Source organism: Streptomyces sp. NPDC101166 (genome assembly GCF_044768125.1).
Taxonomy (GTDB): domain Bacteria; phylum Actinomycetota; class Actinomycetes; order Streptomycetales; family Streptomycetaceae; genus Streptomyces.
Window position 1 is genome coordinate 922,857 of the sequence record NZ_JBIWPF010000001.1, and the last position, 26,987, is coordinate 949,843.

General features: G+C 71.9%; 24 protein-coding genes. 11 read left to right on the top strand and 13 right to left on the bottom strand.

The features are described from left to right. Positions 1 to 58 precede the first annotated feature (58 nt). From ACIRS4_RS03920 to ACIRS4_RS03935, 4 genes are read left to right on the top strand one after another with little or no spacing between them, the layout of a single operon-like run. Positions 59 to 475, top strand: coding sequence for a nuclear transport factor 2 family protein (locus ACIRS4_RS03920; RefSeq protein ID WP_404189498.1), 417 nt, complete (start codon positions 59 to 61; stop codon positions 473 to 475). After that, a complete protein-coding gene (locus ACIRS4_RS03925; RefSeq protein ID WP_404189501.1) occupies positions 472 to 1,566 on the top strand; it encodes an acyl-CoA dehydrogenase family protein in 1,095 nt (364 codons plus the stop codon). The genes ACIRS4_RS03920 and ACIRS4_RS03925 overlap by 4 nt, the downstream gene beginning before the upstream one ends. A 6-nt stretch (positions 1,567 to 1,572) precedes the next feature. Continuing rightward, complete coding sequence (locus tag ACIRS4_RS03930; protein WP_404189504.1) at positions 1,573 to 2,379, top strand: acyl-CoA dehydrogenase family protein; 807 nt, start codon at positions 1,573 to 1,575, stop codon at positions 2,377 to 2,379. Between the two features lie 9 nt (positions 2,380 to 2,388). Further along, positions 2,389 to 3,186 (top strand): acyl-CoA thioesterase, encoded by a 798-nt coding sequence (locus ACIRS4_RS03935; protein WP_404189507.1) that lies wholly within the window; start codon positions 2,389 to 2,391, stop codon positions 3,184 to 3,186. Positions 3,187 to 3,436: 250 nt separating this feature from the next. Here ACIRS4_RS03935 and ACIRS4_RS03940 read toward each other — a convergent pair whose 3' ends face one another. Continuing rightward, a complete protein-coding gene (locus ACIRS4_RS03940) occupies positions 3,437 to 4,582 on the bottom strand; it encodes a thiolase family protein (protein ID WP_404189509.1) in 1,146 nt (381 codons plus the stop codon). Further along, a complete protein-coding gene (locus ACIRS4_RS03945; protein ID WP_404189512.1) occupies positions 4,575 to 6,011 on the bottom strand; it encodes a class I adenylate-forming enzyme family protein in 1,437 nt (478 codons plus the stop codon). Before ACIRS4_RS03945 ends, ACIRS4_RS03940 begins: the two co-directional genes overlap by 8 nt. 53 nt (positions 6,012 to 6,064) lie before the next feature. Here ACIRS4_RS03945 and ACIRS4_RS03950 point away from each other — a divergent pair, with 53 nt between their 5' ends. Both ACIRS4_RS03950 and ACIRS4_RS03955 read left to right on the top strand, forming a co-directional pair. After that, positions 6,065 to 6,832, top strand: a complete 768-nt coding sequence (locus ACIRS4_RS03950) for an SDR family oxidoreductase (protein WP_404189514.1) — start codon at positions 6,065 to 6,067, stop codon at positions 6,830 to 6,832. Positions 6,833 to 6,851: 19 nt separating this feature from the next. Next, the gene (locus ACIRS4_RS03955; RefSeq protein ID WP_404189517.1) at positions 6,852 to 8,765 is read left to right on the top strand and encodes a hypothetical protein; all 1,914 of its coding nucleotides are present in this window, start codon (positions 6,852 to 6,854) and stop codon (positions 8,763 to 8,765) included. Between the two features lie 64 nt (positions 8,766 to 8,829). Here ACIRS4_RS03955 and ACIRS4_RS03960 read toward each other — a convergent pair whose 3' ends face one another. From ACIRS4_RS03960 to ACIRS4_RS03990, 7 genes are read right to left on the bottom strand one after another with little or no spacing between them, the layout of a single operon-like run. Next, a complete protein-coding gene (locus ACIRS4_RS03960; protein ID WP_404189520.1) occupies positions 8,830 to 9,867 on the bottom strand; it encodes a CaiB/BaiF CoA transferase family protein in 1,038 nt (345 codons plus the stop codon). After that, positions 9,864 to 10,820, bottom strand: a complete 957-nt coding sequence (locus tag ACIRS4_RS03965) for an LLM class F420-dependent oxidoreductase (RefSeq protein ID WP_404189523.1) — start codon at positions 10,818 to 10,820, stop codon at positions 9,864 to 9,866. Before ACIRS4_RS03965 ends, ACIRS4_RS03960 begins: the two co-directional genes overlap by 4 nt. A gap of 1 nt (position 10,821) precedes the next feature. Next, complete coding sequence (locus ACIRS4_RS03970) at positions 10,822 to 11,223, bottom strand: cobalamin B12-binding domain-containing protein (protein WP_404189526.1); 402 nt, start codon at positions 11,221 to 11,223, stop codon at positions 10,822 to 10,824. Further along, positions 11,223 to 12,800: a methylmalonyl-CoA mutase family protein gene (locus ACIRS4_RS03975; protein ID WP_404189528.1), complete on the bottom strand. Its 1,578-nt coding sequence runs from the start codon at positions 12,798 to 12,800 to the stop codon at positions 11,223 to 11,225. The genes ACIRS4_RS03970 and ACIRS4_RS03975 overlap by 1 nt, the downstream gene beginning before the upstream one ends. Continuing rightward, a complete protein-coding gene (locus ACIRS4_RS03980; protein ID WP_404189530.1) occupies positions 12,797 to 14,239 on the bottom strand; it encodes a FadD3 family acyl-CoA ligase in 1,443 nt (480 codons plus the stop codon). Before ACIRS4_RS03980 ends, ACIRS4_RS03975 begins: the two co-directional genes overlap by 4 nt. Then, positions 14,236 to 15,414, bottom strand: a complete 1,179-nt coding sequence (locus tag ACIRS4_RS03985; protein WP_404189533.1) for an amidohydrolase family protein — start codon at positions 15,412 to 15,414, stop codon at positions 14,236 to 14,238. The genes ACIRS4_RS03980 and ACIRS4_RS03985 overlap by 4 nt, the downstream gene beginning before the upstream one ends. Before the next feature lie 11 nt (positions 15,415 to 15,425). Continuing rightward, positions 15,426 to 17,012, bottom strand: a complete 1,587-nt coding sequence (locus ACIRS4_RS03990) for an AMP-binding protein (protein WP_404189536.1) — start codon at positions 17,010 to 17,012, stop codon at positions 15,426 to 15,428. Positions 17,013 to 17,076: 64 nt separating this feature from the next. Between ACIRS4_RS03990 and ACIRS4_RS03995 the strand changes: the two genes are divergently transcribed. Genes ACIRS4_RS03995 through ACIRS4_RS04005 form a run of 3 tightly spaced genes read left to right on the top strand, consistent with a single transcriptional unit; the run spans position 17,077 to position 19,555 of the window. Further along, a complete protein-coding gene (locus tag ACIRS4_RS03995; RefSeq protein ID WP_404189538.1) occupies positions 17,077 to 18,069 on the top strand; it encodes a 2Fe-2S iron-sulfur cluster-binding protein in 993 nt (330 codons plus the stop codon). 42 nt (positions 18,070 to 18,111) lie between these two features. After that, a complete protein-coding gene (locus ACIRS4_RS04000; protein ID WP_404189540.1) occupies positions 18,112 to 18,831 on the top strand; it encodes an enoyl-CoA hydratase/isomerase family protein in 720 nt (239 codons plus the stop codon). Further along, positions 18,821 to 19,555: an alpha/beta hydrolase fold domain-containing protein gene (locus ACIRS4_RS04005; protein WP_404189543.1), complete on the top strand. Its 735-nt coding sequence runs from the start codon at positions 18,821 to 18,823 to the stop codon at positions 19,553 to 19,555. Before ACIRS4_RS04000 ends, ACIRS4_RS04005 begins: the two co-directional genes overlap by 11 nt. A 304-nt stretch (positions 19,556 to 19,859) precedes the next feature. Here the strand turns inward: ACIRS4_RS04005 and ACIRS4_RS04010 are convergent, their stop codons facing one another. The 3 genes from ACIRS4_RS04010 to ACIRS4_RS04020 are packed head-to-tail and all read right to left on the bottom strand — an operon-like array spanning position 19,860 to position 22,806. Then, a complete protein-coding gene (locus ACIRS4_RS04010) occupies positions 19,860 to 21,143 on the bottom strand; it encodes an amidohydrolase family protein (protein WP_404189545.1) in 1,284 nt (427 codons plus the stop codon). Beyond that, on the bottom strand, positions 21,143 to 21,472 hold the full coding sequence (locus ACIRS4_RS04015) for a hypothetical protein (protein ID WP_404189547.1): 330 nt from the start codon (positions 21,470 to 21,472) through the stop codon (positions 21,143 to 21,145). Before ACIRS4_RS04015 ends, ACIRS4_RS04010 begins: the two co-directional genes overlap by 1 nt. Before the next feature lie 50 nt (positions 21,473 to 21,522). After that, a complete protein-coding gene (locus tag ACIRS4_RS04020; protein WP_404189549.1) occupies positions 21,523 to 22,806 on the bottom strand; it encodes an aromatic ring-hydroxylating dioxygenase subunit alpha in 1,284 nt (427 codons plus the stop codon). A 172-nt stretch (positions 22,807 to 22,978) separates the two neighbouring features. Here ACIRS4_RS04020 and ACIRS4_RS04025 point away from each other — a divergent pair, with 172 nt between their 5' ends. Both ACIRS4_RS04025 and ACIRS4_RS04030 read left to right on the top strand, forming a co-directional pair. Continuing rightward, complete coding sequence (locus ACIRS4_RS04025; RefSeq protein WP_404189551.1) at positions 22,979 to 25,489, top strand: glycoside hydrolase family 3 C-terminal domain-containing protein; 2,511 nt, start codon at positions 22,979 to 22,981, stop codon at positions 25,487 to 25,489. Then, positions 25,486 to 26,361 (top strand): NAD(P)-dependent oxidoreductase, encoded by an 876-nt coding sequence (locus ACIRS4_RS04030; protein WP_404189554.1) that lies wholly within the window; start codon positions 25,486 to 25,488, stop codon positions 26,359 to 26,361. Before ACIRS4_RS04025 ends, ACIRS4_RS04030 begins: the two co-directional genes overlap by 4 nt. On the opposite strand, the gene ACIRS4_RS04035 is transcribed toward ACIRS4_RS04030, so the two are convergent. Then, a complete protein-coding gene (locus ACIRS4_RS04035) occupies positions 26,337 to 26,936 on the bottom strand; it encodes a TetR/AcrR family transcriptional regulator (protein ID WP_404189557.1) in 600 nt (199 codons plus the stop codon). The two genes, ACIRS4_RS04030 and ACIRS4_RS04035, sit on opposite strands and share 25 nt — an antisense overlap. Between the last annotated feature and the right edge of the window lie 51 nt (positions 26,937 to 26,987).

The window sequence follows — 26,987 nt, forward strand, 5'->3', positions numbered from 1 at the left end:
ATTCTCGCTCGGTCCGAAGACCGTCCGCAGACGGTTCACAGACGAGAGGACGAGGCCCTTGAGCGACACCGACGACCTGGTGGAGATCGAACAGCTCCTCGCCCGTTACGCGGTCGCGATGACCCGCGGGGACGTGGACCGTGTGCTCGCCGTGTTCACCCCCGACGGCAGCTACAGCGCCTTCGGGGACACCTACCCGCTCGACGGGTTCCCGGCGCTCGTCTCCGCCGCCCCGAAAGGGCTGTTCCTCGTAGGCACGCCGGTGATCGAACTGGACGGCGACACAGCCTCCGGCACCCAGCCGCTGTGCTTCGTCGAGCACTCCGCGCACGAGATGCGCATCGGCTACTACGACGACACCTACGTCCGCACCCTCAAGGGCTGGCGGCTGCGCACCCGGGCCATGACCTTCATCCGCCGCAGCGGCGCCCACGACTCGGGCCGCCCGCACGCCTTCGAGCACACCCGCGGATGAGGACGGGGGAGTTCCAGCAGGCGGTGGGCACCTGGCTGGACGGTCACAACCTGTCCCCCGGCCGGGACAACGGTCTGGACGCCCAGGTCGCCCAACTGGCCCGCGTCCGGCGGGAGCTGTGGGCGGCGGGCTGGATGCGGCACGGATGGCCGGACGCGGTCGGCGGGCTCGGCGGCCCGAGCGTGCTGCGGGCGGTACTGGGCGAAGAGGTCGCCTCGCGGGATCTCACGGAGCCCGGCCTGTGGTCGATGGTGGAGGTGCTGGTCCCCACGCTGATCGACTACGCGCCGCCCGCGCTGGCCGCCGACATGGTGCCCCGGCTGCTGAGCGGACAGGAGCAGTGGTGTCAGGGCTTCTCCGAGCCGGGCTCGGGCAGTGACCTGGCCTCCCTGTCGACCAGGGCGGTGCCGCACGACGACGGCTGGGTGGTGACGGGGCAGAAGGTCTGGACGAGCCTCGCCCAGTACGCGGCCCGCTGCGTCCTGCTGGCCCGGACGGGAGGGCCCGGACACGGCGGGATCAGCGCCTTCTTCGTCGACATGGACTCCCCCGGCGTCACCGTACGGCCGCTGCGCACCATGCACGGCGTGGACGAGTTCGCCGAGGTGTTCTTCGACGGCGTACGGGTCCCCGCCGACCGTCTGCTGGGCTCGCCCGGTGACGGCTGGCGCCTGGCGATGGATCTGCTTCCGCACGAACGGTCCACCTGCTTCTGGCACCGCGTCGCCCATCTCTACAGTCGGCTCGACCGCCTCCTGGCCGACGACTGCGAGCCGGACGCGGACGCGCTGGGGACCGTGTGGCTGGACCTGCACGGCGTGCGCTGCCGCTCGGCGGCCACCCAGCGGGCCTTGGCCGACGGCGGACGGCTCGGCCCGGAGACCTCCGTGGACAAGATCCTGCTCGCCGGCGCCGAGCAGCGGCTCTTCGACACCGCGCGGGACCTCCTGCCCGGGGCCGTGGAGCTGGCGCCGGACGGAGCATGGCGCACCGAGTACCTCTACTCACGGGCCGCGACGATCTACGGAGGCACCGCCGAGATCCAGCGCAACATCGTCGCCCGCCGGCTGCTGGACCTCGGGAAGGAGTGAGAGGCGGTGGACGCAACCGATCGCGCACTGTTGGAAGACGCCCTGCGCAAGACGCTGACGACGAACGCGCGGGGAGCCGACGTGGACGCGAGCCTGGCCGAACTGGGCTGGGCGGAGATGCTCGTACAGGAGCCGGACGCCACCGTCCCGCTGGTGTTCCGGCTGCTCGGGGAGACCGGCGTCCAGGCTCCGGTCCTCAACGACGTCGTCCTGCTGGCTGCGGGCCGCCCCCTCGGAGGAACTGTGCCGCTGCCGTACGCGGGAGGGGCCTGGGTGCGGTGGGCCCGGGGGGACGGGGCGCCGGCCGGCACCCTGGACCCCGGGCTGCCGCTGCGCGGCGCCGAGCCGGGCGACCTGCCCGCGGCGGCCGTGGCGGCAGGGCGCCGGGCGCTGGGCTGGTGGCTCCTGGGCACCGGACGGGCCATGGCGACACTCGCGCGCGAACACGTCCTGAACCGGGAGCAGTTCGGCCGCCCCCTGGCCTCCTTCCAGGCGCTGCGGCACCGGCTGGCCGAGACGCATGTGGCACTGGAAGCGGCCGAGGCCGTGCTCGCAGCGCGGTTCACCGACACCGCCGACCACACCGGCGCGCTGCTCGCCAAGGCCACCGCCGGCCGCGCCGCTCTCACCGCTGCCCGCCACTGCCAGCAGGCACTCGGCGGCGTCGGTTTCACCGCCGAGCACGCGCTGCACCGGCACGTCAAACGTGCCCTGGTGCTCGACGGGCTGCTCGGCTCCACGCGTGAACTGACCCGCGAGGCCGGCCGGGTGCTGCTGCGTGAGACGGGTGCGCCCCGCCTCGTGCACCTCTGAGGAGCCATCGTGACGGACCTGTGGAACGACCTGCTCGGCTGCCTCGACCTCGCGCCCTGCGGACCGGGGGCGTACGAGGGCCGCTCACAACAGCTCGAGTACCGACGGCTGTTCGGCGGGCAACTGCTCGCCCAGTTCGCCTGCGCCGCCCAGCTCACCGCGCCGGGCAAGGGGCTGAAGTCACTGCACACGCAGTTTCTGCGGGAGGGGCACACGGATGAGCCGGTGCGCTACGAGACCGACCTGCCGCAGAACGGCCGGACGTTCGCAGCGGTACGGCTCACCGCGCGCCAGGAACACGGCGTCATCGCGGTGGCGAACGCGAGCCTGCACGCGTGGGAGGAAGGGCCCGACCGGCAGACGACGCCCCCCGTGCCGGCGCTGCCCGAGCCGGAGCACGTCGTCGAACTCGGCCTGCTCCCCTGGGAGTCCAGGGCGACAGCCGAGCTCGACACGACGAGGACCGAGCCTCCCGGGTACGAAATCTGGACCCGGATCCCGCAGGCTCCGCGTCCCGTCGCCCCCGCCCTGCTCGCCTACGCCACCGATCTCACGCTCATCGGCACCGCCCTGCGGCCCGTCGAGGGCCTGACGCAGAGGGACGCCGGTCGGGCGTTCACCTCGGCCGTCACCTCGCACACCGTGTGGTTCCACCGGCCTTTCGCGACCGGGGACTGGGTACTCCTGCGCCAGCACAGTCCGCTCGCCGCGCACGCGCGGTGCTTCGGGCGGGGCGAGGTCCTCACCCCGGGGGGCGAACTGCTCGCCTCCTACGCGCAGGAGGCACTGCTGCGGTTCACGGCCTAGGTCAGCGCTGGGTCGTGTCCGCAAGGTCCCGTCGTCCACCCGGAGGGCGGGCCGCGCGGCGTCTGGCGCGTGCTCCCGGCGTGCCGGGCGGAGGCCCTCGTACTGGACGCACCTGGGGGCTTCGCCCGTGCGGCGAGAGGGCGTGCCCGACGCCGCACGGCAGGCGGGAGTCTGCGGGCGCGACCTGGTGCCGCGCCAGGCGGCGTTCGCCCGTCGGGCGTCCGTTGCCTGCCGCGGCACCCGGCCACGGTCACGGCGCGGGCACGTCCAGGACCAGGGCGGAGCCCATGCCGCCTCCCGCGCACATCGACGCCACGCCCACTCCCCCGCCCCGGCGCCGCAGCTCGTGGACGAGCGTGACGACCATGCGGGTGCCGGTCGCGGCCACCGGGTGGCCCAGTGAGCAGCCGCTGCCGTTGACGTTCACGCGGTCCGGGTCGAGTTCGAGGCGGCCGATCGCGGCGAGCGGTACCGACGCGAAGGCCTCGTTGATCTCGAACAGGTCCACGTCGGAGACGGTCATCCCCGCCCGTGCCAGGGCTTTGGGGATGGCGCGCACCGGGGTCAGACCGGTCTCGGCCGGGTCCAGGGCGACCGAGGCCCAGGAGCACACCCTGGCCAGCACGGGCAGGCCGAGCCTCTCCCGTGCCAGGCGCTCGTCGGCCACGGCCACGGCCGCCGCGGCGTCGTTGGCGCCGCAGGCGTTGCCCGCCGTGATGGAGAAGCCGTCGATGTCCGGGTGAAGCGGCTTGAGCGCCGCCAGCTTCTCCGCGCTGGTGTCGCGGCGCGGGTGTTCGTCCGCCTCGAAGAGGCCGTACGGGGTGTCGACCGGCACGGTCTCCTGCGTGAAGCGGCCCTCGTCGAGGGCGCGGACGGCGTTGCGGTGGGAGCGCAGCGCCCAGGCGTCCATCTCGGCCCGGGTGAGGCCCTCCCGTACGGCGGTGTTCCAGCCGACCGTGATCGACATGTCGAGGTTGGGGGCGTCCGGGCGGTCGGGATGCGAGGGCGGTACCCAGCGCTCGCGGTCCCGGAAGGACAGTTTGGGCGCGGTGGAGGCGGAGTTGACGCCGCCGGCGAGTACCAGGCGGTCCATGCCGGCCCGTACCGAGGCCGCCGCGGTCGAGACGGCGGCGAGCCCGGCCGCGCAGTGGCGGTTCAGGGCGAGCCCCGGAACCTGCGGCAGGCCCGCGGTCACGGCGGCGTGGCGGGCGATGACGCCACCGCCGTAGTGCGATTCGGCGAGGATCAGATCGTCCACGAGGTCCGGGGACAGGCCTTCGGCGACCGCCGTGACGACACGGTCCGCCAGGTCGTGGGCGGTCGTGTCGCGCAGGCTCCCCTTGAAGGCGGTGCCGATCGGAGTGCGCAGGGCGGCGACGAGCACGGCGTCAGGCATCGGCGGCCTCTTCCAGTTCGGCGACCAGGGTGCGGCGCATGAGCTTTCCGGTGGGGGTGCGAGGCAGTTCGGGGCGGAAGACGACGGTGTCCGGGGTCTTGGCCGACCGCAGGCGCTGCTTGGCGAAGGAGCGGATCTCGTCCGGGTCACCGGCTCCGACCAGCACCGCGACCAGGCGCTGCCCCCACTCCGGGTCGGGCAGCCCCAGGACGGCAGCCTCGCGCACCCCCGGGTACTGGAGCAGGACGTCCTCGATCTCGGCGGGGGCGATGTTCTCCCCGCCCCGGATGATGGTGTCGTCGGCGCGCCCCTCGATGAAGAGGTAACCGTCCTCGTCCAGGCGGCCCCGGTCGCGGGTGGCGAACCATCCGTCGCCGTCCGCTCTCGCGCCTGGCTCCGCGTACTCGCCGGAGATCTGCTCCCCGCGCACGAAGACCAGCCCCGTCTCCCCGGGTTGGAGCCGTGTCCCGCGCTCGTCGCGGATCTCGACCTCCACGCCGGGCAGCGGCCGGCCGACGGAGCCGAGACGGGCCTGTACCGCCGGGTCGTCGGAGGTGATCGCCCTCCAGTGGTCGTCGGGGCCCAGTACGCAGACGGACGAGGCGGTCTCGGTCAGCCCGTAGGCGTTGACGAACCCGGTCCGCGGGAACTGCCGCAGGGCCCGCTCCAGCACCGGGCGGGGACAGCGCGCTCCTCCGTAGGCGAGGCTGCGCAGGTCGGGCACACCGGCCTCCGCGTCCGCGAGCTCGTCGGTGATCCGGGCGAGCATGGTGGGGACGACCATGGCGTGGGTGACCCGCTCCCGGCGCACCGTGGCCAGCCAGTCGGCCGGGCCGAAAGCCGCCTGGTAGACGACGCGGCGACCGGCGTACAGGTTCGTCAGCAGGTTCATCAGGCCGGCCACGTGGTAGGGCGGGAGAGCCACCAGCGTCGCGTCGGACGCCTCCGCCGAGCCGAAGTCCTGGGTGTTGAAGACGTAGGCGAGCAGATGGCGGTGCCGCAGCAGGGCCGCCTTGGGGGCGGCGGTGGTGCCGCTGGTGTAGAGGACCACGGCGGTGGCGTCGCGGTCCTCGGGGACGGGCCGCCCTTCGGCCTGGCCCGGCCCCGGGGTCAGCAGCGCGTCGAGGTCGGCCGGACGCAGCACTTGGGCACCGGGGTGCCGGGCGATCAGGGCTTGCGACTGCTCCTCGCCGAGTCGGTAGTTGAGGGGGACGAACGGGATTCCGGCCAGGGCCGCGCCGAACAGGGCGACGGGGTAGGCGAGGTGGTTCGGGCCCTGGTACAGGACCGCGGTGCGGTCACGGAAGCGGTCGGCCGCGTGGCGTGCGAGGTGATGGAGCTCGGCCGCGGAGAGCGAGCGGCCGCTCTCCGTGACGGCCGGCCGGTCCCCCGCGGAGGTGGCCATTTCCAGGATCACGGCTATATTCATGAGAATGGCATTCTCATACACTCAGAGCGCTGCTCGCAAGGGAGGGGAATGACGTGCGCATCAATGATTCGGCGGCCCTGGTGGTGGGAGGCGCGGGCGGCCTCGGCGAGGCGACGGTACGGCGACTCCACGCGGCGGGCGCCCGGGTCGTGGTCGCCGACCTCGCCGACGACAAGGGCAAGGCGCTGGAGGAGGAGCTCGGTGTGCGGTACGTCCGCACCGACGCCACGGACGAGGACGCGATGGCCGCCGCGATGGAAGCAGCCGGGCAGGCGGGCGAGTTCCGGATCGCCGTCGATTGCCACGGCGGCCCGGCCGGCGGGGGACGGCTGGTCGGCAAGGATGGTTCCCCCCTGGGCCTCGCCGCGTTCCGCACGACCGTCGACGTCTATCTCACCGGCGTCTTCAATGTCATGCGCATGGCAGCATCGGCCATCGCGCGCACCTCCCCCCGGGGCGAGGACGGCGGGCGCGGCGTGATCGTCACGACGTCGTCCATCGCGGCCTACGAGGGCCAGGTCGGCCAGCTGCCGTACGCCGCGGCGAAGGGCGGGGTGAGCGCGATGACGCTCGTCGCCGCCCGGGACCTGTCCCCGCTCGGCATCCGCGTGGTCTCCGTCGCTCCCGGCACCGTCCTGACACCCGCGTACGGGAAGGGCGCCGACCGCCTGGAGGCGTACTGGGGGCCCCAGGTGCCGCATCCGCGGCGCATGGGGCGTCCTCAGGAGTACGCCGCGCTGGTCCAGCACCTGTGCGAGAACGACTACCTCAACGGTGAAGTGGTCCGCCTGGACGGCGGGTTGAGGTTCCCACCGAAGTAGCCCCCACCTAAGGAGTCTCATGCGTACGCGAACCAGAGGCCTTGCCGCCCTGGTGGCCCTTGTGGGCATCACCACCTTCCTGTCCCCGGCTCAGGCCGCCCCGGCCTCCTCGGCCGCTCCGCCCCCGCCCGCCCCCGAGCGGATCACGGTGAAGAGGCTGCCGCTGCCGCCGACCGCCCCCTCGAACGAGGCCGGATCCTGCACACGCGCCGTGAACCCACGCGGAACCGGCTGCGTGTCGGCCGACTGGGCGGCCACGATGCGGGCCGGGGGCTTCCTTCCGGAGGGCGGTGTGGTCACCGCCAACGTGACCTTCACCGGCGCCCCGGCCGCGCCCGACCCGGCGAGTGTCTACAGCGGAAGCCAGCTGATCGCCGTGCGGACGGACGGGAAGACCTTCCCCGACGGCGACGCGTGGAAATGCCTCACGTGCGGCACACCGCCTGAGAACAGACAGGGCATGAACCCCGACATCAGCTACCCGCAGCCCTTCGCCGACGGCCGGCGTGTGCTGTGGGGGACGAACATCCTCGACTGCGGCCCCCACCGGCTCGCGTCCGCGGCCTGCACCCCGGCCCGCGTGCGCATCCACCCGATCCGCTGGAACACCAAGGCCGACGGTTCGGGTGCCGGCAGCACGATCCGGGAACTGCGCCTGCACCCCGACCAGGTGCACCTCGGATTCAACGCCACCTCGATCACGGCCGGGCGGTTCGACCAGTACGGCTACTTCGCGCGACTGAGGTTCGACCCGTCCCCCACGACGGGCACACCGCGGGTGCCCCGCTACGACCTGGAAAAGGTCACCCGCATGTTCGACCCCGCCACCACCGAGCAGCCGGTGCACGTCGACCCCAAGGACTCCTCGAAGCTTGTGTTCGACGCCTCGGTGCCCTCCGTCGGCGAGCTGCGCGGCTTCTCGAAGGACGGCAAGGAGGTCTTCTACGTCGGTTTCCCCGCCGAGTCGTCCAACATGGACCTCATGGCCGCCGACCTGCGCACCGGCAAGGTCCGCAGGGTGACGTCCGACCCCGAGTACACCGACCCCATGGACTCGTCTCCGGACGACCGGTGGATCGTGGCGCTGGACACCCGGGGCAGCGACCGCATGGCCTTCATGTCCGGCATGAGCGGCATCCCTCCGATCACCGACCTGCTGAGCACCTCGGCGGTCTCCTCCGTGCGCAACAACGGCGGTCGGCGCTTCTTCCAGCCCTATCTCATCGACCGGCACGGTGACCGCGGCCGCTATCAGGGCCAGCGGCTCAACTACGCGAACACCTCCCCGGGCTGGAACGCGGGTGCCGACCCCCGCTGGTCTCCGGACGGTACGGCGGTCGTCTACCACGAGCGCCTGGTGTCGGCGCCCGCCTGCGGCGGAGCGAACCCTCTGCCCTGCCCCGTGTCCGAGGAGCCGGGCGGCCGCCGTACCCGGCTGATGCTCGCGGAGCTGGTCGAGCGTGAGCCGGTACGCGCCCGGCCGGTGAAGCCGGTCTCCGACGAACTGCCGTGGGGCACGCCCTACGTCCCGGGCAGCGCGGTTCCGGAGCGGCCCTACCCGCCCCAGGGCACCTACACCCTGCGCGGGAAGGCGTCCGGCGGCGCGAAAGTCGACATCGTGTGGGACGACGCCAGGACCGGCGTGAAGACGGTGTCACTGCGCTACACGCACTACTCGGACGACGGCCGGACCTTCCTGGACGGCACCGAGAGCGTGACCCGCGTCAGCCACAGCTCCACCCTCACCACCCTCGACTGGAGCTCGGACCTGGTCAAGACCGGGCGGAACGGCAGGACACTGGCCACCAAGAAGACGGGCGCCGATGGCTTCCACCTGACGATCGACCTGTGGGACACGGTCTTCCAGGCGACCGGCACCCTGACCACGACCGTCGGCCGGCGGACCTACCACCAGCCGGCGAACGGGACCTGACACCGGCCGGGGGCCTGACCCGCCGGAGCGCGGGTCAGGCCCCCTTCCGCCGGACCGGGCGGCATCAGAGCAGGTCGCCGTGTTCCCCCAGACCGGGCGGCGGGCCGTACGACGGCTGGTGCCCGGCGATCCGGAACGGGCTCGCGACCAGGCGGTGTTCACCCGCCCACACGACGGCGTCGGGAAAATCGACGAGCGCCTGGGGCAGCGTGCGTACGGCGGCGGCGGGCACGCCCAGCGGACGCAGCCGGCGCTCCCAGCTCGCCGCCGAGTCCGCGGCGAGCGCCTTCGTCACCGCGGCCACCACCTCCTCGCGGCGGGCCGCGCGCTCGGCCATCGTCGGGTAGCCCTCGATGCCGGCCTCGGCGGCGAAGGAACGCCAGAAGCCGTCGTGGGTGATGAAGAGGGCCAGGTGTCCCTCGGCGGTGGGAAAAAGCTGGGCGGGGACGTAGTGGGCGTGGGCGCCTCCGAGGCGGCGCGGGGCCCTGCCGTCGTTGAGCCAGGCCGCGGCGTGGTAGTTCAGCTGCGAGAGCATCACGTCGCGCAGCGACACCTCGATCTGGCCACCGCGTCCGGAGACGATCTGCGCCAGCAGTCCCAAAGCGGCCGCCATTCCGGCCGAGTTGTCGACCGAGGAGTAGCCGGGCAGCGCGGGCGGTCCGTCCGGGTCGCCCGTCATGGCCGCGACGCCGGTGGCCGCCTGGACGACGTAGTCGAAGGCCGGCAGGTCGCCCGCGTCCATGCCCCAGCCGGTGAGGGCCACGCACACCAGGCGCTCGTTGTAGGGCTTCAGCGCCTCGTAGGTCAGACCGAAGCGCTCGACGGCGGACGGTTTGAGGTTGACCAGCAGGGCGTCGGCGTCGCGTACCAGCTCGTGCAGCCGGTCCTGGCCGGCCGGAGCCGACAGGTCCACGCGGACCGAGCGCTTGTTCCGGTTGAGGCTGGCGAAGTAGGCGTCGGAGACCTGCCGGGACAGGTCGCCGTCCGGCGGTTCGACCTTGGTCACCCGGGCGCCCAGGTCGGCGAGCAGCATGGTGGCGTACGGGCCGGCGAGGATGTGGCCGACCTCCAGGACGCGCAGGCCGGTCAGCGGACCGTTCACCGCAGGTCCGCCGCGACCGCGGCGACGGCGTCACGGGTGCGCAGCTTGGAGGCGACGAGTTCGTCGCGGCCGTTGCCGATGGGCAGCAGGCGGACGGACAGGTCGGTCACGCCCGCGTCGGCGAAGCGCCGGAAGCGGGCCCGGATGGCCGCCTCGTCGCCCGCCGCGCACAGGTCGCCGACGTCACGGGCATCGCCGTACTCCAGCAGCCGCTGGTAGTTGGGGGACACCTCGGCCTCGCCGAGGATGCGGTTGGCGCGCTCGCGCGCGGCGTCGGCCTCGTGCGGTGCGCACAGACACACCGGGATGCCGGCGACGATGCGGGGTGCCGGGCGGCCCGCGGCCTCGGCGGCCTTGGTGATCGTCGGGACGACGTGCTCGGCGACCGACCGCTCGTCCGCCATCCACAGGACCGTGCCGTCGGTGTGCTCCCCCGCGATGCGCAGCATCACCGGGCCCAGCGCGGCCATCAGGACCGGCAGGGAGGTGAGCGGGGCGATGGTGAGCGGGTTGTGGACGCGGAAGACGTCGTTCTCGATGTCCACCGAAACGCCCCCGGAAAGAGCCGAGTTGAGCACCTCCAGGTAGGCGCGGGTGTACGCCGCGGGTTTCTCGTACGGCAGGCCCAGCATGTCCCGGACGATCCAGTGGTGTGAGGCGCCGACGCCGAGCGTGAGCCGGCCGCCCGCCGCCGCCTGTGCGGACACGGCCTGGCGGGCCAGCGCGATGGGGTGCTGGGCGTGGACCGGGACGACGGCCGTGCCCAGTTCGATGCGCTCGGTGGCCTGACCCATGAGGGCGATGGCGGTCAGGGCGTCGAAGTCGGTCGGCACCTGGGGAACCCACACGGTGTCGAACCCGGCCTCCTCGGCCCACCTGGCGTCGTCGGCCATGCGGGCCGCCTTGTGCGCGGCATCACCCCGTTCGGGGCCGCTCATCACTCCGACTCGCATGTCAGTCCTCCGGGGCTGTCAGGGCGCGGATGTCCGCGACGATCGCGTCGAGCGGGGTGCCCGTGGGGTACACCCCGGCGGCCCCGGCCTCCCGCAGTCGCGCCACGTCCGAGGCCGGGATGGTGCCGCCGACCACGACGGGGATGTCGTCGCCGCCCGCGGCGCGCAGCGCGTCGAGCGTGCGGCGGGTGAGGGTGAGGTGGGCGCCGGAGAGGATGGACAGCCCGACCAGGGCGACGTCCTCCTGCACGGCGGTGACGGCGATGTCGTCCACGCGGTGCCGGATGCCGGTGAACACCACCTCGAACCCGGCGTCCCGCAGGCCGCGGGCGACCAGCTTCGCGCCCCGGTCGTGGCCGTCCAGGCCGGGCTTGGCGACGAGTACGCGCACCGGTGCGGTCATCAGAACACCACCGGCTGCCGGAACTCGCCCCACACCGCGCGCAGGGCGTCGGCCATCTCGCCGACCGTGCAGTAGGCGCCCGCGCAGGCGACGAGCGGGTCCATCAGGTTGGTGTCTCCTTCGGCGGCGCGCCGCAGGTCGTCGAGGCGGGCGCGCACCTCGGCGGCGCTGCGCTCGGACTTGACCCGCGCGAGCCGCTTGAGCTGGCGTTCGCGGCCCTCGGCGTCGAGTTCGTAGGTGGCGAGGTCGGGCGGGGGCTCGTCCACGGTGAACCGGTTGACGCCGACGACGGGCCGCTCACCGGAGGCGGTCTCCTGGTGCAGCCGCCACGCCTCGTCGGCGATGAGTCCCTGGAGGTAGCCGTCCTCGATGCAGCGCACCATGCCGCCGTGCGCCTCCAGGTCGGCCATGATCTCGACGATCCGCTCCTCGGTGGCGTCGGTCAGGGCCTCCACGAAGTACGAACCGCCCAGCGGGTCGGCGACCTTGGTCACGCCCGTCTCGTGCGCGAGGACCTGCTGGGTGCGCAGGGCGAGCGTGGTCGACTCCTCGCTCGGCAGGGCGAACGGCTCGTCCCAGGCCGCGGTGAACATCGACTGCACGCCGCCGAGCACGGACGCGAGTGCCTCGTAGGCGACGCGCACAGTGTTGTTGCGGGCCTGCGGGGCGTGCAGGGAGGCCCCGCCGGCGACACAGCCGAAGCGGAACATGGCCGCCTTGTCGGTGCTCGCGCCGAACCTCTCGCGCACGATGGTCGCCCAGCGCCTGCGTCCCGCACGGTACTTGGCGACCTCCTCGAAGAAGTCGCCGTGGGTGTAGAAGAAGAAGGAGACCTGCGGGGCGAACTGGTCGATGGTCATCCGGCCGCGTTCGAGGACGGTCTCGCAGTAGGTGACGCCGTCAGCGAGGGTGAACGCCATCTCCTGTACGGCGTTGGCGCCCGCGTCCCGGAAGTGCGCCCCGGCGACAGAGATCGCGTTGAAGCGGGGCACCTGCGCGGCGCAGAACTCGATCGTGTCGGCGATGAGCCGGAGCGAGGGCTCCGGGGGCCAGATCCAGGTGCCGCGCGAGGCGTACTCCTTGAGGATGTCGTTCTGGATGGTGCCGGTGAGCTTCGCCCGGGGGATGCCCCGCTTCTCGGCGGCGGCGACGTAGAACGCGAGCAGGATCGCCGCGGTGCCGTTGATGGTGAAGCTGGTGCTGATCCGGTCCAGCGGGATGGCGTCGAAGAGGATCTCGGCGTCGGCGAGGGTGTCCAGCGCGACTCCGACGCGGCCGACCTCGTCGGCGTACTCCGGGTCGTCGGAGTCGTAACCGCACTGGGTCGGCAGGTCGAGCGCCACCGACAGGCCGGTGCCGCCCTGGTCGAGGAGGTAGCGGTAGCGGCGGTTGGACTCCTCGGCGGTGCCGAAGCCGGAGTACTGGCGCAGGGTCCAGGTGCGGCCCCGGTATCCGGTGGGGTAGTTGCCGCGGGTGAAGGGGAACGCGCCCGGCTCGGAGGGTTCGGCGCGGCGGTCTGCGGGCCCGTACACCGGCTTCAGAGGGATGCCGGAGTCGGTGCGGAAGTCCTGGGTCATGACAGTTGGTCCTTCATCACCTTTCCGGTGGCGTTCAGCGGCAGTTCCGTGCGGAACTCGATATGGCGGGGCACCTTGAAACCGGCCATCCGCTCACGCGCCCAGGCGATCAGCTCGGCCTCCGTGATCCCGGCGAACTCGGTGCGCGAGACCACGAAGGCCTTGCCGACCTGGCCCAGCCGCTCGTCGGGCACGCCGATGACGGCGGCCTGGGCGACGGCCGGGTGTCTCAGCAGGAAGCCCTCGATCTCGGCGGGGTAGGCGTTGAAGCCGCCGACCACGAACATGTCCTTCTTGCGGCCGACGATCCGCAGGCGGCCCTCGCAGTCCAGTGCGCCGAGGTCGCCGGTGTGCAGCCAGCCCTCGGCGTCGACGGCCTCGGCGGTGGCCTCGGGGTCGTCGAGGTAGCCGCGCATGACGGCGTAGCCCCGGACGAGTACCTCCCGGTCCTCGGCGACGCGCACCTCGAAACCCTCGCACGGTCTGCCCACGGTGGTGGCGACGGCCTCGTACGGGTCGCCGGGGCGGGACGCGGTGACGGTGCCGGCCTCGGTGAGGCCGTAGCCGGTCATCAGGTGCGTGAACGGCAGCTCGGTGGTGATGCGCCGGACCAGCTCGACCGGGATGTCCGCCGCGCCGGTCACCGCGACCCGCAGCGAGGACAGGTCACGGTCCGCGCCGGCCTCCAGGAGGGAGTGGTACAGGGTCGGCGGTCCGGGCAGGACGGTCACCCGTTCCTTCTCCACCAGGTCCAGCACCCGGTCCACGTCGAAGACGGCGACCGGGAGCACGGTGGCGCCCCGGATCACCGACGCGACCAGGCCCGCCTTGTAGCCGAAGATGTGGAAGAAGGGGTTGACGATCAGGTACCGGTCGCCCTGTCGGAGCCGGGCCAGGTCGCACCACTCGGTGTACAGGCGCAGCGTCTGGCCGTGCGTGGTCATCACGCCCTTGGGGCGTCCCGTCGTACCGGAGGTGAAGACGATGTCCGCCAGGTCGTCCTCGCTGCTCCTGGGTTCCATCGGCTCACCGGAGGCGAGGAAGCCGGAGGTCTTCAGATCGATGACGCGAACGCCGGGCGGACCGGTGAACTCCCGGTCCAGGAAGCCGTTCTGGACGAGCAGCACCTTGGCGCCGCTGCGTACGACGATGTCGTGGGCCTCCTCGTCGAGGAAGCGGGTGTTCACCGGCACCAGCACCCCGCCGGCCGTGAGCAGGCCGAACGCGGCGACGATCCACTCGGCGGAGTTGGGCGCCCACAGCGCCACCCGGTCGCCCGGACCGACGCCCGCCGAGGCGAACGCCCCGGCTGTGCGGCGGACCCGGTCGGCCAGGTCGCGGAAGGTGAGGCGCGCCTCACCGTCCACGACGGCCTCGGCGTCGCCGAACCGGTCGGCCGAGCTCAGCACCAGTTCGGGGATGGTGCGGGCGGTGGTCATGCGTCGATCAGCCGGGCCAGATTGCCGCCCATGACCTTGGCCTTGTCCTCCTCGGACAGCTTCGGGAGGTGGTCGACGTAGGTGACGGGGTCGGCGAGGCCCTCGGGGTGGGGGTAGTCGGAGCCGAACAGGACCCGCTCGATGCCGATGAGGTTGCCGAGTCCCGCCATGTCCTCCTCCCAGAACGGGCTGATGTGGATGTGCCGCTTGAAGACGTCGACCGGGTCCTCCCGGAACTCGTGGGGCATCTTCTTGTGGACGTCGGCGAGCCGGCTCAGCAGGGGCTCCACCCACGAGGCGCCGTTCTCGATGACGGCGACCTTCAGCTCGGGGAAGCGGGACAGCGCGCCGTGGCAGATCAGCGAGGAGACGGCGTCCTCGATCGGCCGCCACTCGTTGACCTGCCGGAAGGCGTTAGGCTTGAAGGGCAGGAACTCGCGCCGCTGCCCCTCCCAGTCGTTGGCGTAGTTCGAGTAGCCGCTGTCGGAGGAGTGGAAGGCGACCAGGACGCCGGTCTCCACGACCCGCTTCCAGAACGGGTCGAACTCGGGCAGCGCGAAGGACCGGGTGCCGCCGAAGCCGGGGACCGGCGCGGGGCGGATGAGGATGGCGCGGGCGCCGCGCTCCACGACCCAGTTCAGCTCCTCGATCGCCTTGTCGACGATCGGCAGGGTGATGACGGGGACGGTGAAGATGCGGTCCTTGTAGGTGAAGCCCCAGGTGTCGTGCAGCCACTGGTTGAGGGAGTGGACGACGACGTGGATCAGCTCCGGGTCGTCCTTCATCCGTTCCTCGATGAGACTCGCCAGCGTCGGGAACATCAGGCTGCGCTGGATGCCGAGCTCGTCCATCAGCGCAAGGCGCGGGGCCGGTTCGCGGAAGGCCGGGACGGAGCGCATGGGCTCGCCGAAGATCTCCCGGCGGGTCTTGCCCTCGGGATTGCCGACCCGGAAGTACTCCTCCATCGCGCCGGGGCGGGCGACGACCTCGAAGGTGGGGTTCGGGATGTACTCGCTGATCTGCCCGCGTATCGCGATCTTGGTGCGGCCGCCCACGTTCACGTACTGGATGGCGCCCCGGTACTCCTCGGGGAGGTACTTGGTGAGCGCTTCCTGCGTCTCGTAGAGGTGGTTGTCCGCGTCGAACAGCGGATACGCGAGTTCACGAGAGGGCATGAGATTCTCCTTCACCGTTTACGAGAATCGTATTCTCGTACTGAGGGAGTGGCAATATTCTTGCGAAGGACGAACTTCTTCACCTTGCCGCTCGGGGTGCGCGGGAAGTCCTCGACCTCGTGGACCACCTCGGGCCACTTCTGCCGGGCCAGACCCGCCCGGTCGAAGCGCAGGCGCACCTCGGTCAGACTCGGCGCCGACCAGCCGGGAAGCATGCGCAGGACGGCGGCGGCCCGCTCCCCCAGACGCGGGTCCGGCACGGCCACCACGGCCGCCTCCGCCACGCCGTCCAGCCCCAGCAGGACCTCCTCCACCTCCAGGGCGCTGATGTTCTCCCCGCCCCGGATGATGACGTCGGCCTTGCGGTCGGTGACGGTCAGCCAGCCGTCGGCGTCGAGCACGCCGATGTCGCCGGTGCGGTACCAGCCGTCGGCGTCGAAGGCGGCGGCGGTGAGCTCCGGGTCGGTGTAGCCGAGGCAGAGGTCGGGACCGCGGGTGAGGATCTCACCGTCCTCGGCGAGCCGGACCTCCGTGCCGGGCAGCGCGAGCCCGTCGGTGTGCAGGCGTTTGACGGCGGGGCTCTCGTAGGGGGTGCAGGTGACCGACGGGTGCTCGGTGGAGCCGTAGGCGCGGAAGACGGTGATGCCGAGCGCCTCCAGCCGGGTCGTCACGGCGGAGGGGATGGAGGCGCCGCCCAGTCCGGCGTACTTCAGCCGCGCGACATGCTCTTCGGTGCAGTGGGGGTGGTCGAGCAGGCTGGTCATGTAGTACGTCGCCCCGCCGCCGACGGTGAGCCCCTCGGCGCGCATGAGGGCCAGCGCCCGGGCCGGGTCCCAGGAGTCGCCGAGGTTGACCGGAGTGCCGTCGAGGACCGGGATGAGGAACGCGTTGACCATGCCGATGAAGTGGCCGACCGGCGCCACCGTGAACTGCCGTCCCCGGTCCGGGGGGTAACTCGCGGCCAGCTGGCGGGTCTCGAAGCCGAGGGTGCGGTGACTGTGGACGACCCCCTTGGGGTCCCGGGTGGTGCCGGAGGTGAAGGCGACGAGGGCGGGTCCGCCCGGGTCCACCGGCAGGACGCCGGCCAGCGGTTCGTCGGCGAGCAGCTCCTCGAAGTCCCGGTCGACGACCCCGACGACCGGCACCTCGGCGCACAGCTCCGGCCGGAACTCGGCCCGCCCGAAGCGCTCAGCGGCGAAGAACACCTTAGGGCGGGTGGCCTCGACGATGTAGCGGACCTCCTTGGGCCCGTAGAAGTGGACCACCGGGACGACGACGGCACCGAGGAAGGCCGAGGCCCAGAACACGGCGGCCGCCTCCATCCAGTTGGGCAGCTGCATGACCACCATGTCACCCGGACCGACGCCACGCGCCCGCAGGCCGGCGGCCAGCCGCCGCGCCGTACGCTCCACGTCGGCGAACGTGCCCCTCCAGGGCCGCACCGCGGAGTGCACGCGGAACTCCACCTCCCCGGACGCGCCCAGCCCGTGCGCCAGCATCTCGCCCAGGGTCTCGCCGGTCCACCAGCCCTCCGACTCGTAGCGCGCCACGAGCCCGGGCGGGATTGACCGCAGGGCACCGGGGGGAATCGTCGTCATGACAGATGCTCCTCCCTCGTTTGGAGAATTGCACTCTCCCATAGGGAGAAGGTAAGTTCCATACATGGCACGGGACCATGGCTTCCATCCGGTGCGGATCACCCGGGTCGTCGACGAGACACCGGACACCCGCACCTTCGCCCTCGACGCGCGCTTTCCCTACCGGGCCGGGCAGTTCCTGACCTTCAAGATGTGCGGGACGCTGCGCAGCTACTCGATGTCGTCCTCGCCCGACACGGACGGGGAGGTCTGCGTCACGGTCAAGCGCGTGCCCGGCGGGCTGGTCTCCGGCTGGATGCACGAGCGGCTCAGGCCCGGCGACACCCTGGAGGCCACACTGCCCGGCGGTTCGTTCTGTCTGCGTGCGGACGCCGCCGACCGGCCGCTCGTCGCGTACGCCGGCGGCAGCGGCATCACCCCGGTGTTCTCCCTGGTCAAAAGCGCGCTGGCGACGACGCGCCGCAGCGTCCGGCTGCTGGCCGCCCACCGAAGCGCCGACGCCGCCATCTTCCGCGAGGCACTCGGCACGCTCGCCGCGCGCCACCCCGGCCGGCTCGCCGTCCGGCACCACCTGGACGACCGGGACGGACTGGTCACGGCCGAGACGATAGGGACGCTGGCCGACCCGGACGCGGACCACTACCTCTGCGGACCGGAGCCGTTCATGGCGTTGGTGGAGGACACCCTGAAGACCCACCGGGTGGCCCCTGGGCACCTCTTCGTCGAGCGGTTCACCCCGGCGGCAGCGGAGGAGGCACCCGCCGCTCCGCCCGAGCCCGCCAGGGGGACCGTCACCGTCGGTCTGCGGGGCGAGAGCCGTACCGTGCCGCAGCGACCGGGCGAGACCCTGCTGCAGAGCGCCCGCCGGGCCGGCTTCACGCCGCCGTTCTCCTGTGAATCGGGGGACTGCGCCACCTGCATGGCCCGGCTGACCGACGGCGAGGCCAAGATGCGCGTGAACAACGCCCTGGATTCCGACGAGGTCGCCGAGGGCTACGTGCTCACCTGCCAGGCCGAGCCGACCACCCCGGACGTGACCGTGGTGTACGAGGACTGACCCGCCGGCATCCGCACCCGCCCGACGACCGGAAGGCCACGCATGGTTGAGCTGGAGCTTCAGGACGGCCTGGCCGTCGTCACCATCGATCGTCCGCACGCCCGCAACGCCATCGACCCGCACACCATGGGCGAGCTGGAGAAGGCGCTGGACGCGGCCGAGGGCGCGCGGGCCCTGGCGGTGACCGGGTCGGGCGAGAAGGCGTTCGTCTCCGGCGGCGACCTGAAAGAACTCGCACGGCTGCGCACCGAGGGCGAGGCGTCGGACATGGCACTGCGGATGCGGGCGCTGTGCGACAGGATCGCCGCGTATCCCGGGCCGGTGGTGGCCGCTCTCAACGGGCACGCCCTGGGCGGCGGCGCCGAGGTCGCGGTGGCGGCCGACATCCGCGTCGCCGCCGATGACATCCGGATCGGGTTCAACCAGACGAAGCTCGCCATCGTGCCCGCATGGGGCGGCGGGGAGCGGCTGGCGCGGCTGGTGGGGCCCGGGCGGGCCCTGCTGCTGGCCGGCACCGGGCAGGTGCTGGCGGCGGCCGAGGCCGAGCGGCTGGGGCTGGTCGACCTGGTCCTGCCGCGAGCGCGGTTCGCCGTCGGCTGGCGGGAGCTGGCCCGCTCCCTGGCCACCCCGCAGGCGCGCGAGATCAAGAACCTCACCACCCGGAACCGACCGGCACGCGAGGCCGCCGGGGCGTTCGCCCGGCTGTGGGTGTCCGAGGAGCACTGGGAAGCCGCGGAAAGGGTGATGTCCCGTGGCAAGTGACGTACGCGTCGACGAGGGGCCGTTCGGCCCGGAGGTGCGCCCCGAGAGCGGTGCCGTGGCACAGACGGTGTTGTACCTGCACGGCGACCCGCGGCTCGCGGGCACCCCGCGGGACGCGCTGCCGACCGCCCGGGAACTGGCCCGGCTCACCGGGTACGCGATCGTCTGCGCCCGCTACCGGCCCCGGTTCCCGCAGGCGTTGGACGAGGTGCAGGCGGCCTGGGAGCACTGCCACGCGGGTGGACCGGCGGCGGTGGCGGGCAAGCGGCTCGGCGGGGCCCTCGCCGCCGGCCTGTTGCTGCGGCTGCGGGACGCGGGCGCGACGCTGCCGACCTGCGCGGTGCTCTCCTCACCGGTGCTGGACTTCACGCTCGACGCGCCCAGCCTGCTCTTCAACGCGGCGGCCGACCGCACCGTGGACGCGGAAGCGCTGCCGCTGCGGGCGGCCATGTACGCGGGGACGACCCCGCGCGATCATCCGCTGCTCAGTCCGCTGCACGGCAATCTCCACGGCCTGCCGCCGCTGCAACTGCACGCGGCCGGCACGGAGGTGCTCCTCGACGACACGCTGTCCTTCGCGACCCGGGCGGCGCACTCCGGGGTGGCGGTGGACATGCGGATCCACGAGGACTCCGCCGCCCAGGGCCTGCGGCAGTTGGCGGCGACGGCGGAGTTCCTGCGGACCTGGTGCCCGAACGGGCTCGTCACTCCCCGTCGCGGATGAACTCGGCGGCGCGCCACGCCATCGCCGTCACCGGTCCGTTCAGGTGCCCGGACACCATCGCCGGCAGGTCGCGGTCCCAGCCACAGCCGGGTCGCCGAGCCGCTGCAGGCCGTCCCCGGCGGCACGGCAACCCAGCCGTAGATCATGCCGTTGACGGAGCTGGACCCGCCGAGCACCTTGCCCGCGGTCCGACACCTCGTGGTCGCCGCCCTCCCGGAGCGGGCGGGTGCGGTAGAAGCGCGACGGCGCCGCGCGGTCCCCTCCTCGGCTTCCCGCGCGGCGCCGGCCCGGTGGTGGCAGCGGGTCAGGAACCCGGGGTGTCGTCGCGGTACACCCGGCCGCCCTTCATCACGAAGCACACCCGTCCGGTGACGGACAGGTCGGCGAGCGGGTCGCCGGGGACGGCGATGACGTCCGCCAGCAGTCCGGGTGCGATCCGGCCCCGGTCGCCCGCGTCGATCAGCTCGGCCGCGACGGTGGTCGCGGCGCGCAGGGCGTCGACCGGCCGCATGCCCCGGTCGGTGAGGGCGAGGAGTTCCATGACGCCCTTGCCGTGCGGGATGGCGGGGGCGTCGGTGCCTAAGGCGACCTTGAGCCCGCGCCTGATCGCGCGGGCGGTGGACTCCCGGGCGCGCGGGAAGACCTCGGCGGCCTTCGCCCGGAGCGCCGGGTCCGCGTGCGCGGTGTCCATGCCCTCGGTGAGCGAGGTGGTGGCGACCAGGAAGGTGCCTCGTTCGGCCATCAGGTCGAGGGTCGCGTCGCTCGCCAGGAAACCGTGCTCGATGCAGTCGACGCCCGCCTCGACGGCGGCCCGGATCGCCGAGTCGCCCATGCAGTGCGCGGCGACCTTGAGCCCCGCACGGTGCGCCTCGTCGACGGCGGCACGCACTTCCTCGTCGGAGTACTGCTGCGCGCCGGCGGGGCCGGTGTGCGACATGACGCCGTTGGAGGCGCACACCTTGATGACCCGTGCCCCGTACTTGATCTGGTGGCGGACCGCCTTGCGCACCTCCGCCACCCCGTTGGCGATGCCCTCCTCCACGGTGAGGGGCAGCACACCGGGGGCGAACGCCTGGAACATGGTCGGGTCGAGGTGTCCGCCGGTCGGGGCGATCGCGTGTCCGGCGGGCACCACGCGCGGGCCCTCGACCCACCCGAGGTCGATCGCCTTCTTCAGCGCGACGTCGAGCAGCACTCCCCCGGTCTGCACGAACAGGCCGAGATTGCGCACGGTGGTGTAGCCCCGCCGCAGCGTGCGCCGGGCGTTGGCGACCGCGCGCAGGGTACGCACGGCCGGGTCCTCCTGGACGGGGATCAGCGGGCTGCGGTGGTCGGGCCCGCCGAGGAAGAGGTTGACCTCCATGTCCATCAGGCCCGGCATGAGGGTGACGTCGCCGAGGTCGCGGACGACCGTGCCCTGCGGGAGCCGGGCCGGCTGGATCTCGGCGATGTGCTCGCCCACCACGAGCACCTCGCCGGGCTCGGCGATCTCGCCCTTGTCGATGTCCAGCAGACGCGCCGCCCGCAGCAGCACGGGGGGCTGCGGCGTTCCCTCCCGGGGGGACCGCCCGGGTTCCTGTGCGGCCATCACACGGCGGGTTCGATGACGGCGTCGATGCTCGAGGGGCCGCTGTCCGGGACCCTCGGCTGGCCCCACGCCTCCACCGGGAAGGCGACGGTCACCAGCGCACAGAAGGCCCACAGCAGATGCTTGTCCTGGTCGCCGATGTCGTCGAGGCTCAGGTTCTCCAGGTAATCGGTGTTCTGCCGGAGCAGCGGGTACGCCACGTCGTAGAAGGCCTGAAGCTCCTCCATGGTGCTGCTGACGCGTTTGGCGTAGCGGGCCCGCTCGCCGCGGACCGCCCAGTCCGCGAACGGTTCCAGCGCGGCGAAGCCGGGGGGAAAGACGTTGCCCATGTCAAAGGTCTCCGTTGTCTGTTCGGCGGGCGTCTTCGGGCGGAGGGGGCTCAGGAGGCGGGCGCCGTGGAAGCCCGCTGCCGGTGGTCGTGCACGTAGCTCTGCGCGGTGGTGTGCAGGTGACGCAGCAGGACCTCCTGGTCGCAGAGCGGGAACCGGTCGACGGTGCGCGACTCGAGCATGGTCTGGGTCGCCTCCAGGGTGTTGCCGTCCTGAAGGCCGTACTCCTTGAACGTCACGGCGGCCAGTTCCTGCTGAAGCCGCTCGAAGCCGTTCTTCGGCGGGACGAAGTAGCAGGTCCCCTCGAAGATGTGGGTGTTGTACGAGGTCGGCCAGTAGTGGTAGGTCAGCACCCAGTTGGGCCGCCAGATCAGCAGCATGAAGTTGGGGAAGAACACGAACGAGTCCATCCCCCAGACCTCACTGCGCGTCGGGTTGATCGCCGGCGGCAGCTCCTCGGTCGTCATGCCGATGTCGGGGGCGTCCCACGGGCCGAAGAGTCCGCTGCGCAGGACCCGTTCGATGGGCTTGACCATCGCCTTCTCCTTGGGGGGCGCGATGCCGCCCCAGGACGAGACCATGCTGTGCGGGCCGTCGATGTCGTAGGCCAGCGCCTCGTAGCCGTACTTCTTGATCTTGGCGGCCTCGCCCGCCTCGTACTGCCCGGCGTGCAGGATCGGCGCGTGGTAGAACTCGGCGAACGCGTCGATGAACAGCTTCCAGTTGCTGCCGATCTCGGCACGGTACTTGTGCACCCGGGTGAGCTTGTGGAACGGGTAGCCGTCGATGCCCTGCGCGAACTTGCCGAGGTAGGCCTTCAGGGGCGTGGAGTTCTCCGGGTCGAGGTTGACGAAGACGAACCCCTCCCACACCTCGGTCTGCACCTGCATCAGCCCGTACTTCGACTTGTCCATGTCGAAGAACTCGGACTCCTGCTGGACGAAGGTGAGCTTGCCCTCCAGGTCGTACCGCCAGGCGTGGTACTTGCAGGTGAAGGCCCGGCAGGTGCCCTTGGTCTCCTCGCGCGGGTAGTCGTCCCACACCAGCTTGTTGCCCCGGTGGCGGCACACGTTGTGGAAGGCGCGCACCTCACCGTCCGAGCCGCGGACCACGACGACGGACGCCCGGGCGGCGTCCAGCTCCTTGGTGAAGTAACTTCCCTTGCGCGGCAGCTGCTCGACCCGCCCGACGTTCAGCCAGGTCCGGCGGAAGATCGCGTCCCGCTCCTGCTCGTAGAACTCCGGCGAGATCGAGTCGGCGTAGGAGACGGGCCCGGTGTCGATCTTGAAGTGCTCGGTCCAACTGCCCTCGGCGGGCTTGGGGAAGTGTGCCATGGGTCGGAACCTCCGCTCGGGGTGACTCCGCCACGATAACAAGAGTCTCGATTTTGAGAATAGCGTTTCCATATCTTGCTCAATGAGCTTTGGTCACAGACGTTGAGTTCATTTCCGCATGCCGGTAGCTTCGTATCACTGGCGTCACAACTCCGCGCACCCAGGAGGGGCGATGGCGACACGCCGTGCGAACACGACCCGACCGGGCCGTGGGAGAAGGCTCCGGCTCACCGGCATGCTGGTCACCGTGTCCGGTGTCGCGGTGCTGGCAGTCGCCCCCGCGGGCCACTCCACAGCGCCCGCCGCGCACTCCCCCGGCAGACTCCCGCAGCTGGTCGCGGCGATGACCCTGGACGAGAAACTGTCGTTCGTCCAGGGCCGCTGGGACGATCCGCAGCAGAAGGTCATCGGTGAGTCGGGGTACATCCCCGGAGTGGCCAGGCTCGGAATCCCGCCGCTGCGGATGAGTGACGGTCCGGCCGGTACGCGCGCCGCCCCCTCCTCGACGGCGATGCCGGCGCCGGTCGCCCTGGCCTCCTCCTTCGACGACCGGCTGGCGCGTGAGTACGGAAGGGTCCTCGGCCGCGACGGACGCGCCCGGGGCATGGACGTGGTGCTCGCCCCGATGGTCAACACCATCCGCGTGCCGTACGCGGGCCGCAACTTCGAGGCCTACAGCGAGGACCCGCTCGTCAACTCCCGCATGGTGAGCCAGGAGATCCGCGGCATCCAGGACGAAGGTCTGATCGCCACGACCAAGCACTTCGCGGCCAACAACCAGGAGACGAACCGCCAGAGCGTCAACGCGAACGTCGGGGAGCAGGCGCTCCACGAGGTGGAACTCTCCGGGTTCGAAGCGGCCGTCAAGGCCGGTACCGGATCGATCATGTGCTCCTACAACAAGGTCAACGGCGCGCACTCGTGCAGCAACGACACCTTGCTGACCTCCATCCTGCGGGAGCAGTGGGGATTTAGCGGATGGGTCATGTCGGACTGGTCCGGAACACGCGCCACCACGGACATCCTCCGCGGACTCGACCAGGACATGCCCGGTCCGCCCATCGGTCCGGACTACTTCGGTGCGCCGCTCAAAGCCGCGATCCAGGAGGGTTCGGTCCCGGTCACGGCACTCGACCGGTCCGTCACCCGCATCCTCGGCACCATGCGGAGGTTCGGTCTGCTGCGCTGCGCATCCCCTCAAGGGCCCCCGCCCGGCTGCTCGTTGCCGGCGCGGCCCCGATTCGACGCCACCGCCGGTAACGCCGTCGCCCAGCGGGCAGCCGAGGACGGGGCCGTCCTGCTGCGCAACAAGGGCGACGCCCTGCCGCTCAGCCGGCGTGTGGCCCAGGACGTCGCGCTCATCGGCACTCCGGCGGTCGCTCCCGTGATCGGGGGCGGAGGCAGCTCCTCGGTGATCCCCAGCACCGTGACCGTTCCGCGCGAGGAGATCGTCAAGCGCGCCGGAAGCGGCTCGACGGTTTCCTACCGTCCGGGCGTCGACACCATCGGCACGGTGATCCCCGGTTCGGCGCTCTCCGGCGGAGCGATCGACCACACCGGACGCAACGCGCTCACGACGAAGACCTACGACCAGACGCGCACGCTGACGGCACCCGAGGACGGCGACTACCTGCTCAGCATCCGTTCAACGGTGAGCAACCGGTCGCTGACCGTCGACGGCCGCAAGGTCGCCGAGGCGAACAGCTACCGCACCGACACGCTCACCGGCACCTCCGCACGTGTCCACCTCGAGGCGGGGAAGCACGAGATCGGTGTGAAGGTGAAGGGCTACGGCGTCGACCCGACCATGCAGGTGCAGCTGACCTGGACCCCGCCCCGGGCCGCGCGGGCCGATCTGGCGGCGGCCGTCGCCGCGGCCCGGAAGGCCAGGACCGCCGTGGTGTTCGTCCACGACGAGCAGACGGAGGGCGCGGACCGCACCACCCTGGCGCTGCCTCACGACCAGGACGCCCTCGTCTCGGCGGTCGCCAGGGCCAACCGCAACACGATCGTCGTCATGAACACCGGCGGACCTGTCACGATGCCGTGGCTGAGCTCGGTCGAAGGCGTGCTGCAGATGCACTACCCCGGCCAGATGGGCGGCGTCGCCACCGCGCGGTTGCTCTTCGGTGAGGCGGCACCGGGGGGCAGGCTCACCCAGACGTTCCCGCTGGACGACGCGCACACGATCGTGAGCGGCATGCCTCGACGCTTCCCGGGTGTCGACGGGCAGGAGGAGTACTCCGAGGGCGTCCTCGTAGGCCACCGCTGGTACGACCGACAGCAGATGAAGACGCTGTTCCCCTTCGGCTACGGCCTGTCCTACACGACGTTCTCCTACAGCGGCCTGAAGGTCACGCCTCGGCCCGAAGGGCTGACCGTCAGCTTCACTGTCAGGAACACCGGTGAACGCGCCGGACAGGAGGTCCCGCAGATCTACCTCGGCCCCAGCACCGAGGTGAGGAACGCGCAGCAGCCCCCGCGGAAGCTGGTGGGGTACCAGAAGGTCCGCCTGGGCCCCGGCGAGTCCCGCCGCGTCACGGTCACCGTGCCGAAGCGGCAACTCCAGTACTGGGACAGCGCCGCGCACGGCTGGGGCACGGGCACCGGTTCCCGGGACGTCTGGGTGGGCTCGTCCTCGCAGGACCTTCCGCTCCACCGCGACGTCTCCGTGCGTCGATGACCCCGTTGATCCCGCGAGACGGAAGGGGCGGCGGCCCGGTCGGGTTCGTGGGCCTGGGCGCCATGGGCGGCGCCCTGGCGTCCAACCTGGTCCGGGCCGGGTTCGAGGTGGTGGCGTACGACGCCGCCGGACCCGCGCGCACCCCGCTGGGCGCCCGCTGGGCGCCGAGCCCGGCGGATGTGGCGCGGGCGGCCGTGACGGTGGTGCTCAGCCTGCCGGACGGGGCCGTCTGCCAGGACGTGGTGCGGGACCTCGCGGCCGCCCGGGACCGGCGGGTCACCCACGTCGTGGACACGTCCACGGTGGGGGTGACGGCCGCCCGCGTGCTGTCGGCGATGGGGCCGGTGTACGTGGACGCGCCTGTGTCGGGCGGGGTGGCCGGGGCGCGCCGGCGCACCCTGATGGTCATGTACTCCGGGTCGGACGAGGACTGCGCCCGGGTGGAGCCGGTGCTCGCCGGGCTCAGCGACCGTCGGCGCAGGGTCGGCGACCGGCCCGGGCAGGCGCAGGCGCTGAAGCTGGCCAACAACTTCCTGTCCGCGACCGCACTCGCGGCGACCAGCGAGGCCGTCGCCTTCGGGCGGGCCGCGGGGCTGGACCCGGCCCTGATGGTGGAGGTGCTCAATGCCTCCAGCGGACGCAGCGGGGCCAGTGCGGACAAGTTCCCCAGCGAGGTGCTCACCGGCCGTTACGCCTCGGGGTTCAGCAACGCGCTGATGGCCAAGGACGTGCGGCTGTATCTGGAAGAGGTACGGCGGCTGAGCGGCGCCCGGACCATGGGGGCGGTGACGGGCTCGGTGTGGGAGGCGTTCACCGCCGCGGAACCCGGTGCCGACTTCACCCGCATCTACCCGTTCGTCGCCGGGGACTGATCCTCCGTGTCCGCGGTGTCGGTGCCGAGGAGGACCGCCACGGTGTCCCGGACGATCTGCGGATACCGGTCCGCATCCGGGTCCACGAGCCACAGCTGGTGGACGCCCTCGATCAGTGCCAGCACCGCGGCCGCGGCGGTCGGCGCGCTCAGCCCGCTGGGCACCCGCTCCCCGTACCGTTCGACCAGGCTCGCGACGAGGTGGTCCTGGACGGAGCGGCACCGCTGCCGGATGTAGCCGGCGGCGGGTTCCTGACCGGTGACCGCCTCGGCCAGCACCACGCTGTGCACGGTGGCGAGCGACGGATGACTCTGTTCGAAGGCGACGGTCTCGGCGAAGTCGCCCGCCCAGTCCTCGCCGACCCGCCGTCCCGCCAGGTTCTCCCGGGCGAGCTCCTCACGGAAGCGCAGGATCTCCAGCAGCAGCCGCTTCTTGCTGGGGAAGTAGTGCAGGACGCCCTGACGGGTGAGGCCGGCCCGCTCCGCGACCGCGTCGATCGAGGTGCCCTTGAATCCGCGGGCGGCCAGGACCTCCAGCGCCGCCTCCAGGACCTGCTCACGCCGCTGAGACACCACGTCGTGCCCTTCCGTCGTCTGGAGAGGTGCCCGCACACCGTACGCACGCGA

Excerpts from the sequence above, each read along its gene's own strand:
- ACIRS4_RS04015 (WP_404189547.1), bottom strand. The coding sequence starts at position 21,472 with ATGGGCAACGTCTTTCCCCCCGGCTTCGCCGCGCTGGAACCGTTCGCG.
- ACIRS4_RS03995 (WP_404189538.1), top strand. The coding sequence starts at position 17,077 with ATGGCACGGGACCATGGCTTCCATCCGGTGCGGATCACCCGGGTCGTC.
- ACIRS4_RS04000 (WP_404189540.1), top strand. The coding sequence starts at position 18,112 with ATGGTTGAGCTGGAGCTTCAGGACGGCCTGGCCGTCGTCACCATCGAT.
- ACIRS4_RS03925 (WP_404189501.1), top strand. The coding sequence starts at position 472 with ATGAGGACGGGGGAGTTCCAGCAGGCGGTGGGCACCTGGCTGGACGGT.
- ACIRS4_RS03980 (WP_404189530.1), bottom strand. The coding sequence starts at position 14,239 with ATGACCACCGCCCGCACCATCCCCGAACTGGTGCTGAGCTCGGCCGAC.
- ACIRS4_RS04010 (WP_404189545.1), bottom strand. The coding sequence starts at position 21,143 with ATGGCCGCACAGGAACCCGGGCGGTCCCCCCGGGAGGGAACGCCGCAG.
- ACIRS4_RS03975 (WP_404189528.1), bottom strand. The coding sequence starts at position 12,800 with ATGACCCAGGACTTCCGCACCGACTCCGGCATCCCTCTGAAGCCGGTG.
- ACIRS4_RS04030 (WP_404189554.1), top strand. The coding sequence starts at position 25,486 with ATGACCCCGTTGATCCCGCGAGACGGAAGGGGCGGCGGCCCGGTCGGG.
- ACIRS4_RS03945 (WP_404189512.1), bottom strand. The coding sequence starts at position 6,011 with ATGAATATAGCCGTGATCCTGGAAATGGCCACCTCCGCGGGGGACCGG.
- ACIRS4_RS03990 (WP_404189536.1), bottom strand. The coding sequence starts at position 17,012 with ATGACGACGATTCCCCCCGGTGCCCTGCGGTCAATCCCGCCCGGGCTC.
- ACIRS4_RS04020 (WP_404189549.1), bottom strand. The coding sequence starts at position 22,806 with ATGGCACACTTCCCCAAGCCCGCCGAGGGCAGTTGGACCGAGCACTTC.
- ACIRS4_RS03985 (WP_404189533.1), bottom strand. The coding sequence starts at position 15,414 with ATGCCCTCTCGTGAACTCGCGTATCCGCTGTTCGACGCGGACAACCAC.
- ACIRS4_RS04025 (WP_404189551.1), top strand. The coding sequence starts at position 22,979 with ATGGCGACACGCCGTGCGAACACGACCCGACCGGGCCGTGGGAGAAGG.
- ACIRS4_RS03965 (WP_404189523.1), bottom strand. The coding sequence starts at position 10,820 with ATGCGAGTCGGAGTGATGAGCGGCCCCGAACGGGGTGATGCCGCGCAC.
- ACIRS4_RS03940 (WP_404189509.1), bottom strand. The coding sequence starts at position 4,582 with ATGCCTGACGCCGTGCTCGTCGCCGCCCTGCGCACTCCGATCGGCACC.
- ACIRS4_RS03970 (WP_404189526.1), bottom strand. The coding sequence starts at position 11,223 with ATGACCGCACCGGTGCGCGTACTCGTCGCCAAGCCCGGCCTGGACGGC.
- ACIRS4_RS03955 (WP_404189517.1), top strand. The coding sequence starts at position 6,852 with ATGCGTACGCGAACCAGAGGCCTTGCCGCCCTGGTGGCCCTTGTGGGC.